The 12,616-nt window shown below is 43.1% G+C and carries 7 protein-coding genes; 2 read left to right on the plus strand and 5 right to left on the minus strand.

Annotation, left to right across the window (positions count from 1 at the left end; genetic code table 11):
* Nucleotides 1-227 precede the first annotated feature (227 nt).
* The 5 genes from WG943_RS20375 to WG943_RS20395 all read right to left on the minus strand — a co-directional run bounded on the left by WG943_RS20375 (nt 228) and on the right by WG943_RS20395 (nt 8,253).
* Nucleotides 228-1,523: a M16 family metallopeptidase gene (locus tag WG943_RS20375; RefSeq protein WP_340411804.1), complete on the minus strand. Its 1,296-nt coding sequence runs from the start codon at nt 1,521-1,523 to the stop codon at nt 228-230.
* Nucleotides 1,524-1,540: 17 nt separating this feature from the next.
* Nucleotides 1,541-2,614, minus strand: coding sequence for a type IX secretion system outer membrane channel protein PorV (gene porV, locus WG943_RS20380; protein WP_340411806.1), 1,074 nt, complete (start codon nt 2,612-2,614; stop codon nt 1,541-1,543).
* A gap of 92 nt (nt 2,615-2,706) precedes the next feature.
* Nucleotides 2,707-6,558, minus strand: a complete 3,852-nt coding sequence (porU, locus tag WG943_RS20385; protein WP_445323658.1) for a type IX secretion system sortase PorU — start codon at nt 6,556-6,558, stop codon at nt 2,707-2,709.
* 327 nt (nt 6,559-6,885) lie between these two features.
* On the minus strand, nt 6,886-7,596 hold the full coding sequence (gene pssA, locus WG943_RS20390; protein ID WP_340411808.1) for a CDP-diacylglycerol--serine O-phosphatidyltransferase: 711 nt from the start codon (nt 7,594-7,596) through the stop codon (nt 6,886-6,888).
* A gap of 21 nt (nt 7,597-7,617) precedes the next feature.
* A complete protein-coding gene (locus WG943_RS20395; RefSeq protein WP_340411809.1) occupies nt 7,618-8,253 on the minus strand; it encodes an MBL fold metallo-hydrolase in 636 nt (211 codons plus the stop codon).
* Between the two features lie 81 nt (nt 8,254-8,334).
* Between WG943_RS20395 and WG943_RS20400 the strand changes: the two genes are divergently transcribed.
* Both WG943_RS20400 and WG943_RS20405 read left to right on the plus strand, forming a co-directional pair.
* Entirely contained in the window at nt 8,335-9,426 is a 1,092-nt protein-coding gene (locus tag WG943_RS20400) for an NAD(P)/FAD-dependent oxidoreductase (RefSeq protein ID WP_340411810.1), read from the plus strand.
* 4 nt (nt 9,427-9,430) lie between these two features.
* Complete coding sequence (locus WG943_RS20405; RefSeq protein WP_340411812.1) at nt 9,431-12,616, plus strand: hypothetical protein; 3,186 nt, start codon at nt 9,431-9,433, stop codon at nt 12,614-12,616.

A 12,616-nucleotide genomic window follows, 5' to 3' on the forward strand; every position in this document is an offset into this window, starting at 1 on the left:
GTTATGCCTTCTGTAATTTGAATATATTTTTATATACTTTAAATCGTTTGCTATTGCAACAGTATATATTTAATTATATTCAATAGTAGCTATTACTTAGTTAAAATATAGACTAGATATTCATTGGGAACATTCATTCATAATCATAACTGCAATGAATGTTTTGCAAAAAAATAAGGAGCCTCGTTTATAGGCTCCTTATTAAATATTAATTTTCTCTTTTATTTCTAACAGTACTTACCTGCAACAGCTATTGTTAAATCTTGCTCTTGTAGATATTCTTGTGCCATTGCTCTTACTTCTGGAGGTGTAATAGTTCGTATAGTTGTTATATAGTTGTTATAGTAATCTTGAGGAAGGCCATGTAGTGTGATGCGCTTATATTTATCACATTGCTCAAAAATGGTATTGATATCATTAAGGAATTTACCTAGCATGTAATTTTTTACTGTTTCGAGCTCTTCTGCTGGTGCTTCTTCATTTCTTAAGTTTGCTAACTCTTTCTTAACTTCATTAATTGTATCTTCAGTGACAGAACTTTTTACATCTGTTCCGATAAAAAACAATGTGTCATTTTCTTTAGGAGACATTGCTGAGTAGATGCCATAGGTATAGCCTTTATCTTCTCTGATGTTCTTCATTAGCCTAGATCCAAAATATCCCCCTAGTAATTCATTCATCACTAGTAGTTTCTGATAGTTTTGGGTATCCATTAGTGGAAATCTTTTACCAATCCTAACTGAAGACTGAAGGCTCTCGGGCATTTCCACTAGTTCAACTTTAGCTTCCTTATTTGCTGTTAATCTATTTGTTTCTTTTTCTCTTTCTACTCCTTTAGTAGAATTATTTAACTGCAACTTTTCTATTTTAGAAGACAACATCTGATGCGTCAATCGATCAATAGCTCCGCATGCAAATACTTCTAAATCCTGAGTTAAAAAACGGTCTTGGTAAAATTGCTGGATCTTTTCTCGGTTTACCTTATCCAGATCATGCTCGCCATATCCAAAAACGTATGGGTGACTGTCGTCGTAGATCAGTTTGGTAAAAGCATGTGTTGCGAGATAGCTGTTTTTTTGCCGCTGTACCTTTAAGTTTTGCTGTGAGCGCTGTTTCAGCAGGTTGAATTCATTTTCTGGGAATGATGGATTTTCTATCACATCCAATACAATTGGAAGTAACTCCTGCACATACTTTGCCATGCAATAGAGCGTTATCTCAGTTCGATCATAGCCATGATTCACATCAAGAGAAGCACCATAAAAGTCCACTTTCTCAGCAATTTGCTTCGCAGTATGGTTAACGGTTCCTTCTAAAAGCATTTTGGCGCTCATGTCTGATATGCCATTCTCATGCTCATACCATTTACCGGCCTTAAAAACAAAATCCAGCCTGATGACAGGCTGGGTTTCGCTTATTATACTATGTAATGTTGCTCCGTTAGATAAATGAGTTACTTCAGCAATTTGTAGAGTTACTGCATCTATTTCGTGTATTTCTGGAGCTTTTGTTCTATCAAGCATGCTTATGTTATAGTTCTTTAATCTAGATTCAACGCAATGCTGAATCGTAGGGTTTGTGCTAATGGGTTGTTTTGATCATTTGGTATAAGATAAGCAGCATCTATACCAAACTTCTGGTAACGCAGGCCTAAGCCAAGAGAGAAATATTTTCTACCACCTTTCTCCGGATGCTCATAGAAATAGCCTGCTCTTGCAGCAAATAAGTCATTATACCAGTACTCAAGGCCAGTTGATAAGTTTACTTCTTGTAGCTCTTCACTAAATCCGCCCTCGGCGTCACCAAATGATGTAAAGATGCCACTTATCACACTTTGCGTACTGTCTGCTCCAGGAGATGGTACTAATAATTTATTTGCATCTATTGCGAGAGTAAGTTTATTGTAAGCATCTAAGTTATATGTAACTGCAGTACCTAACTTTAGGTTTGTTGGCAAAAAGTCTTTTTCATCTTTAGTTGTGTAAGATATCTTACCGCCAATATTTGAGATGTTACCCGCCAAGGCCAGATTAAGCGACTGTCCAAGATCTTTGTTATAGTATACGCCTACATCTACAGCTGCTGTATTACCTGGCTCAGATTCGAAAGACTGCGTAGAGCCACCTACATTCACGTTACCAGCTAAGTTAGAATGTATAAAACGTGCGCCAATACCTAAGCTAAAATTTTCACTTAATGCCTGACCATATGCAACTGATACGGTATATTCTTTAGGATTATAATCTTGTATAGGCATACGGTTTTCATCAATAAACTGTATTTCACCTAAGTCAAAGTATAAAAGTGAAACAGATAAAGCTGAAGTTTCACTTAGCCTCTTGTAACCAGATAAGTAGCTCAGTGACATATCATCTACTATGTTACGAAGCCAAGGCGAATAAGAGAAACTAACACTAAGGTCGTTCTCTACAAAGCCAAGTTTTGCAGGATTCCAGAACGGAGCATTAGCGTCAGGACTAATTGCTACGCCCGCATCACCAAGGGCAGCAGAACGTGCATCAGGGGCTACTGTAAGTATGGGAACAGCAGTTGTTACTGCGTTGCTACCAACCGTAGACTGTGCGAAAGCAAAAGGAGCTGAAGCAAACGCCAAGACGAACGCAACTGCTTTTAATAAAGTACTTCTTTTATACATATGTGTCTGTTGATAATGCTATATCAAATATAGGAATATTGAGTTAGTTTTTAGTTTAATATCACAAGCTTTTCGAATTTAGATATTTTTGAGCCGTCCTGCTGCGATCTTACATTCACTTTATAAATATAAACGCCTTTTGCTAGTACATCATTGTATTCATCTCTTCCATCCCAAGATATTTCTGCCAAATGTGAGGGGCTTGCATAACTAGTTGTTTCTAATGTTTTTACTAATTTACCCGAAATGGTATAAATCTGAATCTGAACTTCCAGGTTTTCCCCAACTCTGTTGTGGTCAAAGTGAAAAGTGGTTTTAGTAGAGAATGGGTTTGGATGGTTCAGCACATGCTCTAACGCAATTTTACTATCATTAGATACAACAAACTCTATATATTCTTCTGCGGCATTGTTGTGGGTATCCCATGCTTTTAGCCTAACCGAGTGTGGTCCAGGTTCTAAATCTTTTAAATGGAATTTTACACGCCCAGATTGATAGCTGTCTGGATCAGAAGTATAAAAGTCGTTAAGCACGAGCAGGTTGTTTATGTTATCGTCTATGATAGCAGTTATTTCGTGGCCTATGCCAAGTCCTGCTGTGTTAATGCCATTTTCATCGAATATTTTAGCTAGAAGCGCCGCATCTTTGTCAGTTGTTCCACCAAATACGAAAGACTCATCGTTCATAAACAACTGCAGTGTAGGAGGGGTATTGTCGGCAGTTATGTTTTTAGCTGATCCTCCAATAATTACCGATTGGTTAGCTCCCATAGCATCCTGCACCTGGTTAGTGGCATAAAGTGAAATTTTACCTTTACCATAGTTGTAGGCAATGTCTTTGGGTACAACAAAACTTAAATCAAACAAGCCGTTGCTTATGGTAGCTTTGCCATCGTAGATCACGCTTTCACGTACGTTTACTGATACAGGCGGTGCTCCTTCATCTCCAAAAGTGCGTAATGTTGTTGGTTTTTCATAAACTGTAACCTGCACCTCGCCATTAAATGCTGAGAACGTATTCCCTGATGCATCTTTTATATGGCCTTTCAAGTTTATCTTGCCAAGTGCACTTAAAGTGTCAGTAGCTACAGGTTGGTTATTGATGTGTGTTATTTCAGTGCTTAGAGCTGCAGATGCCAGCTGCTGTGATGGGTCTGCCAGTAAAGAAAAATTACGGTTATTGACTCCTTTAGAACCACTCACATTATCTGTAATGCTGTTATTTTTGGTGCTTAGCACTAGGTCGCCGAGGCGTGTATTGGTGCCCACTGCAGGTGTAAAGAAACTTTTAAAGAAGTTGCGGTTAAGTACCCGGTTGCCATTTGAGTACACAGGGCGGGTTGTTGTAATCATACCTACAGCTCCACCATCTGGGTGTAGCAAGGCTATCTCGGCACCAGATACGCCTGACGGATTATCGTAGCGGCCAAACTCGCAGGTAGCTGTAAGCAGAAAAGTTAATCTATCCCTGTTTGTCCAGCTTTTTATGCGTGGTATAGTTACTACCTGCTCAGATGCCAAACTTACTTCATTGCCGTGGCCAGTATAATTAGTAATAACAGAGCCTTGCTCGATGGCTTTATCTAAAGCGGCAACAGCATCTGGTACCGATTGACCGTTAGACTCATAAACCTGGCGGTAAAGGTCCAGGTATATTTTGTTGGAATTGTAATTAGCAGCATTAGACTGCAGGAAATTAGCAAGAAACTCTGCGTCATTCTGGTGTTCGTTATAATCACCATCATCTGCCAGTAAAGTTACTCTGTTACGCCACTTCCCGAAATGTGTTGGACTATCGTAATTTATTATCTTATCGACTACAACAGCAGCCTCGGTAACTGTTTTAACAGGTAGTCTGCCAATTCCAATGTCCAGCAGGTGATCTCCTAATGTAGATTCTATCCATTCGCCTTCATCATCATCCAGGAAGCCAAAATAATCTTCTGAAGAGTAGCTGGAGATTGGGTGCAACGACTGCCTGGATTCGTAAATAGGAACGAAATTAGTATTATTACTCAACCGGTTTTTGTAATCATATGAAGCATCGCCGAACAGCAGCAGGTACATATGGTTGTGTCCGCTTTTGTTACTGCGTTTGTGCAGCATACGCATAAAGTCACGGATAGCCGTTACATCTTGGGCACCCGACGAAAACTCATTAAATACCTGTGTGGTTGTGGCTACTAATACCTGCATCCCGTTGTGCTTGCGCCGGTGTTCTGCCAACTTGTTTGCTTCCTGCAAAAAACGTGGATTGGTAATAATAACCAGATCAAGGTTCCCATCTAGGTTCTGGGCATGCAGGTTTTGGTTGTTTACTTTGCCTGCTGCAATTGGCTTAACGGTAATATTAGCTGGATGCAGCACAACAAATTCACGCAGTGTACTGGTAGCAGTATTAAAGCTAAGTTCTGAGCCGGCATCTGCCTGTTGTAGCTCAGGAGCTACCGGGTTTGTTATGTCCCATACCATGGCACCAGCTGGTGCTCCGGCTATCCGGAATGTACTAACTGGCGCAGCCATACTTGCCACTGACCTGAAGCTGGTTTGATCTCCTTTGAATCTGAGCTGACGCTGGTAGTTAAGCTGCAGGTAGTTCAGGTAACCTAACGAGGTGGAACTGCCGCCAGTGTTAAAAGCCAGGTTAGTTTCCAGTGCAGTCGGAGAGCCTAGCGTTTGCTGATTTAAAGTATAAGTTTTTAAACTATTTGTGCCCTGAGGGTGATAGCTATAAGTGCCTCGCGATGGAATTGACTGGCTACCGATTGTCTGGCCATTTACTTTTATACTGAAGGATGTTTCTGTAGGTGCATTCGCCATCAGAAAAGCCGTGAGCTTAACTTCAGAACCTGCTACTATATCTGAGACAGGTAAGCTGATGGTATGCGACGAAACAAAAGAGTTAAATTCTTCGCCGTACCATTCCCGGCCCGAGAATACCATGTTTTTCAGGTCGCGCTCATGAAAATGATATTCGTTGTAGCTGGTGATGGTTTGAGTGGCACCCGCTGCCTGTGCGCGGCTGCTAATGCGTTTGCCCTGTGCAGATCCTACTCTTAAAAAGTAAAAGGCGGTGTCTGAGTATACGTTAAAGCTGTGTTTAAATTGCTGCTCAGCGGCATCATACTGCCAGGTATGCGGACCCCGTGCATAAAAAAGTATAAAGTCGCTGTCATCGAAACGGCCATCTGCCTCGCCTGTCACCGTAATGTGATTTTCTACTAAATCGTCGGGTCTGCTAACGTTGTTTGGCTGGGGCAGCATACCGCCACTGTTACCGTACAATTGTATAGTTTTAGGATCGATACCCTGCATATTTACTCCCAAACTTTGCAGCAGGCTTCTGTCTATTTTATGTACTCCTGATGCTGTAACTGCCAGTTTGTACCAAGTGCCGCTGTTTAAAACAGAATTGCTGGCAAAGTTTGTAGTACCTGTTCGTGCATTGGTTACCCTAGCTGATGCCTGGTTATACTTGTAGCTAAAGGAAGTAAGTTTTTCGAGCTGGTTTGTTTGTGGGTTGCGCCTAATAGGCAGAATGGTTACTACAGCTACCGAAGATTTGTTTTCGGTACTGTTTACAACATGCACCTCAGCGGCAGCAGAAAATGTATACTTTCCGAATAGCTTTTGATCTTCAGGAGAGAAGGGTTGGTAAGTTGCATCTGAAAGGGCAAGGTTTTCAATGTGCTGCGGAAGGCGAAACCTGTAGTAAGGTAATCGTTCAGTAGGGTCTACGGTAGCACCCTCAAAGGCAGGTACTTTATCAGGGAGATTATTTACAGGTAGTACCGTTTCGTAGCCTACCCAGTTTATGCTTACACTTTGCTGAGCATTGGTGCGAAAAGTTAACAAGCTTAAAAGCAGAAACGCGCTAGCAAAAACGAGTCGAAATTGCCCCATCTGATGACCGTAATGTTTTAAAAAAAGATGCTGTAAACTCTACAACTAGCCTCTTTTTACTTTGTAACAAATATAAGGTTAATTTATTGTATTTCAGTAGGGTTTAGTAGCTGTTTTAAGGCATGTTATAAAGCTCCATTACTGGGTTAGCTAATAACATAAAATAAGTCTTGAATGTTTTCTCAAAGGCGCTCCTCTGCAATTGCTTTTGAATTAAAGGTCATGCGCTCACCAATGCGAGCATTAGATGTATGGGCAAGTTAAATAAAGTAATTTTACATCATCGGCCAAGTAGCTCCAGACGAGATGCTATATCATTTTCTACAGTTAACTTTCTGAGATGGGTGTTCTTTTGAAGAAGGATAAAAGTATGTACAATACTATAATTAACGGTATGGCTGCGAACTGAAGAAGAACTACTAAGATAACCGAGAGGATCAGGAAAATAAACCGCACAGAATTATCCTGCCAACTTAGGTTCTTAAATTTAAGTGCGAAAAGCGGCAGCTCTGCCACCAGCAGGTATGAGAAAAGTATGGTTATTATAATTAGTACCCATGGGTTAAGTATAACTGCGTAATGCATCAGGTCGCCGTGGGCTAGTATAAGTGGCAGCGATGTTATAAAAATGGTGTTGGCTGGTGTCGGCAGCCCAATAAACGAAGTGGTCTGGCGGGTATCTATGTTAAACTTAGCCAGGCGCAGCGCCGAAAATATGGTAAGCAGAAACCCGAGGAAAGCTACTGTTTCAATCGGGAGGCCCAAGAAGCTATCTCCGGTTCTGAGCAGCAGCTTAAACATAACTGTGCCTGGCACAACGCCAAAAGAAACCATGTCGGCCAGTGAGTCCAACTGCTTGCCAATTTCAGAGTAAGCACCTAATACGCGTGCCACCATGCCATCCAGAAAATCTAAGACAGCTGCAATGCCCACTAAGTAAGCAGTGTACACCAACTGGTCCTGAAATGCAAAGTATAATGCCAGGCAACCCGAAAACAAGTTAAGGCAGGTTATGGCGTTTGGTATATGTTTTTTCATGCAAGGGTGGCGGTAAGTATACTACCGCAGAAAAGGGTTATACTTTTTCTCGTAGCCGATGGTGGTTTCCGGGCCGTGACCGGGATAAACTGTTACCTCATCGGGTAGTGTGAAAAGCTTTGTTTTTATACTTTGGATCAAGGTGTCGAAATCGCCGCCAGGTAAATCGGTGCGGCCTATACTTCCCTGGAACAGCACATCGCCACCTATTACAGTTTTGTCGGCTTTGTTGTAGAACACCACATGTCCGGGGGCGTGGCCAGGTGCAAAGATCACTTCTAACTTAGTATTGCCAAACTTAACTGCATCACCTTCTTTTAAGAACTTAGCCGGAAGCTGCTCCGCGTACATGGGGAAACCATAAACCGGGGCATAGGCAGGCACAGAACGTAAAGTCTGCTCATCGTCTGGGTGTATCTCTAACTCTACGTTGTAAGTATCGGCTACAAACTTATTTCCCAGCACATGGTCTATGTGGCAGTGTGTGTTTAGTAGGCGAACTACCTTCAGGTTATTGTCTGCAATATACTTTTTCAGCTCTTCCTGTTCGTGTTTGTCATAGCACCCTGGGTCTACTACTACGCACTCGTTGGTATCGTCGTGCAGCAGGTAAGTGTTTTCCTGAAAAGGGTTAAAGGTAAGGCAGGTAACTTTCATTGCTAATAGTTTTTACTTTCTGGCCCACAAAATCGGGTTCTAAGTTACGAATTTCACCTGTACATCTCGTAACTTGCCTCTATGAATTACGATTTTATAGTTGTTGGCCATGGTCTGGCCGGTGCCATTTTAAGTTATACTTTGCGCAAAAGGGGGCACCGTGTACTTGTAATAGATGAGCCAAAAGCGAACTCGGCCTCTAACGTGGCTGCCGGACTCTTAAACCCAGTTGCCGGGAAACGCTTTGCTAAATCATGGATGGCTGATGAGTTTATACCTGCTGCTGATGCCTTCTACGATGAGTTGGAGAAGCATTTCGGGCAGGAACTGTTTGTACATAAACCGATTTATAAAATATTTTCATCGATAGAGGAGCAGAATACCTGGATGGCAAAGAGTGCCGGAGAGGGATGGAACAAGTATATTGAAGCCACCTATACGCAAAGTATAAATCAGCCTACTGTGCAGGATCCCTTTGGTGGCATCGTGATTAAACACGGGGGCTACTTAAAGGTAGCGCCAACATTAAACCTGCTTACAAAAGAATTAATAGCAAAAGGGCTGTTGTTGCCGGAGCGGTTTGATATTGAACAGCTTACATTAACAGAGAGCGGAGTAAAGTATAGAGAAGATATCGAGGCAAATCACCTGATCTTTTGCGAAGGATACCAGGTAGTAAACAATCCATATTTTAGATGGTTGCCCTTGCAGCCAACTAAAGGGGAGGTGCTGGAGGTGCGTACACAGAATTTTAACCCTTCGTGCATCTATAACAAAGCCGTTTACGTTGTTCCTGAAGGAGAAGGACGCCTGATAATTGGGGCAACCTATAACTGGCGACAACCCGATGAGCAGATAACAAAGCAGGGGGAGGAAGAATTGAGTGAGCGATTTAGCCAGATCACCTCAGAAGAATTTAAGGTTACAGGCCAATGGGCAGGTATAAGGCCAGCTGTGCGCGACAGACGCCCATTGGCAGGCGTACACCCAAAGTATAAGCAACTAAGTGTGTTTAATGGCATGGGGTCTAAGGGTGTGCTGATGGCGCCTTTTCTGGCAAATAACTTTGCTGAGGCGTTAGAAGGTAAAACCGACCTACTGCCAGAGATACACATTTCGAGATATTTTTCGTTATATTACGACTACATAAAACACCAGAACCATCAAACCTAAGCGCATGCGTTTTTATACAAGGTTATTGTTGCTCTTTGTGCTGTGCTCTCTAAACGTAAACATTGTGCAGGCACAGCCTGGCCGGGATGTTTTCGGTAAGAGCCGCATCCAATATAAAAACTTTGACTGGCAGCTATACAGCACCCAGAACTTTAATATCTACTTTTACAGTGGAGGCAACGAAGCAGCCCTTAACGCTGCCGAATACGCTGAAAAAGAGCTGAAGCGCATTACCAGCCTTATAGGGTATTACCCCTACTCCAAGATCACGCTTATACTTTACAACTCCACCACTGATTTGCGCCAGAGCAACATCGGCCTGGACCGCGATCAGTACCAAACCGGCGGCGAAACGCTGTTTATGAAAAATAAGATCGAGCTGGCCTATGAAGGAACCCAGACAAAATTTAAGCGCGATCTTAGCTTTACCCTTACCGAACTGCTGCTAAACGATATGATGTATGGCGGCAGCTTGAAAGAGGCTTTGCAAAGTAGCTACCTGCTGCGCTTGCCAGATTGGTTTATAAGTGGTGTGGCAGGCTATACAGCAGAGGGCTGGAGCATCCGGATGGATAACTTTATGCGCGACATGCTGCAGGAGTCAAAGCAAAATCCGCAGGTGTTTTTTACCCGCGACCCGGAGCTTACAGGGCAGTCTATCTGGAATTATATTGCGGAGCGTTACGGCTATACTTCTATCCAAAACATACTTAACCTCACCCGCATTACCCGCGATGTAGAGATTGGTATCACAAGTAGCCTAAACATCCCTTACAAACGCTTTCTGGAGGATTGGAGAAATTATTATGCACAGATAAATACCAGCGCCGAAAACCCGCTGATACCTGTGCCTGAAACAGCCAGGCTGTCTAACAAAAACAAGCATGCACATCGATATACTGAGCCTACACTAAACCCTGCAGGTACTTTGCTAGCCTATGCCGAGATAGATAACGGTAACTTTAGGATTATTGTGCAGGACGTGCGAACCGGTAAAGACAGGGTTGTGTGGCGTGGCGGCTACAAGACGCTGGACCAGATGATCGATTATGATATACCGGTGCTGGCATGGCGATCGAATAACCAATTAGGCTTTATAGAGGCACGCCGTGGCAAGATGACACTGCGCCAGGTTGATGCCCGCGATCGTTATTCACTGTTGCCATTTTACGAGAACCTGACCACAGCTGCCGCTACATTAGACCAGTTTACGCAGGTGTATGACATGAGCTACTCAGAAGATGGGCAAAACTTTGTAGTAAGTGCTTCTAAAGATGGGCAGACAGATATTTTCCTGTTAAGTGCCAATGGCCGCCTGCAAAAGCAGCTTACTAAAGATATTTACGACGATGTACAGCCTGCTTTCTTACGTGGGGGCAAAGGCATCGTATTCAGTTCTAACCGTTGGGTAGATACCACAGGTGTTACTCCTGCGGCTACATTTGGGAGTGTGGTCAACAATTATGATATCTTCCTGATGGATCCGCAGGGTGTGAACGTGCGCCAGCTTACCTCTTCTGTTGCCAGTGAACTAAGGCCCCGCGCCACCGAAGATGGTAATCTTATTTACCTGAGCGAGGAAAGCGGTATCCGTAGCCTGTATCGGTATAATCTGAGCACAGAAACAAGCACGCCGCTTACTAACTTTACGCAGGGCATCGAAGATTATGATTACGTAAGTAGCAATAGTACGCTTGCTTTTGTATCAAAGGATCGCTCACGTGACTTTGTGTACCTGCTGCCTAACTACGCTCCTACCACGTTACAGGAGTTGCCCAAAACATCACGCCAGATCATACTAGAGGCAAGAGTACGCGCACCGCAACAAGCAGCCACAGCACGAAAGCTACTGGAGGCGGAAAAACAGAAGAAAAAGCCTGTTAGGGCAGAAGGCGAAATAGACATTGAAAATTACCAGTTCGATACAGACGGTACTCGGACAGATACAACCAAAACGGCTTCTGCTGCTGCAGTAAAGCGCCCTGCTACAGTGGCATCCAATCTTCAGATTTCCGGGCCTCTGGATTACGATCTGCGGTTTAGTGTGCACGAAATTGTTACTTCTGTATACGCTGATCCGCAATTGGGCTTTGGTATTGTTGCCGGTGTAAATATGAGTGATCTGTTTGAAAACCATCATATCAGGGGCAATGCTTTTATTAGAACTGATCTGGAAACAAGTCGTGTTTGGGCTGAATACATGAACTTGAAGAACCGGGTAGACCTGGGCATGCAGTTTCGCAGAGATATTATACTTACAGAGGTTTCTGAAACAGGGGCAAGGTTAAGGTTCTCTAAAAATGAGTTCTCTCCAACATTAGTTTACCCACTTAGCCATAGCACCAGCCTCAGAGCTCAGCCAAAGTTTGTGAACACCCGGTTTACTTTCGTTAACAGCTTTATCACACCAGATAGTGTTGTGAACTTTGGTGGAGCCAATTTGGAGCTGGTATATGACAACTCTGTATCTACGGGTGTAAATATGCGTGAAGGTACTCGTATGAAGGCTGGTATACTTTCGCTCAGAGGATTTGATGGCTCTGCTGGTAATTTTAGCAAATTTTATGTTGACCTGCGCCATTATCAAAAACTGCACCGACAGATTGTATTGGCTGCCAGAATTGGCTATGGCTCTTTCTTCGGTAATTCACCTAAACAGTTCCTGATCGGGGGTATGGATAACTGGCTGCTGGCTCAGGACGATGAGGAAACAGAGCAAAATGATATACTGGTGCAAGGCCCAGCAGATCTTTTTTACCTGGAATATGCCACACCGCTCCGAGGGTTTAACTTTAATACACGCAACGGTACCAAATACTTGCTGGCAAATGCAGAGCTACGTGTGCCAATAGTACAGTACTTGTATAGCGGTCCGATACCGTCGGGTTTTTTCCGTAATCTGCAGCTTACAGCCTTCGCCGATGCAGGGTCGGCTTATAATGGCTCAAACCCCTTTACAGGCAACAATTCTATCAACACACGTGTAATAGGAGGCCGAACCAGCCCAACAGAAGTAGATCCCTTTGAGATAACAGTAATCAACTACCGCAACCCATTTTTGGTAGGCTATGGTTTTGGTGCCCGTACCACGTTGCTTGGGGTTTATGGCAAACTAGACATTGCCTGGGGCGAGGAAGATTATGAACGCAGGGGACCTAAATTCTACATCACCTTAGGTTACGACTTCTAA

It is taken from the genome of Pontibacter sp. H249, assembly GCF_037892465.1.
Classification (GTDB): domain Bacteria; phylum Bacteroidota; class Bacteroidia; order Cytophagales; family Hymenobacteraceae; genus Pontibacter.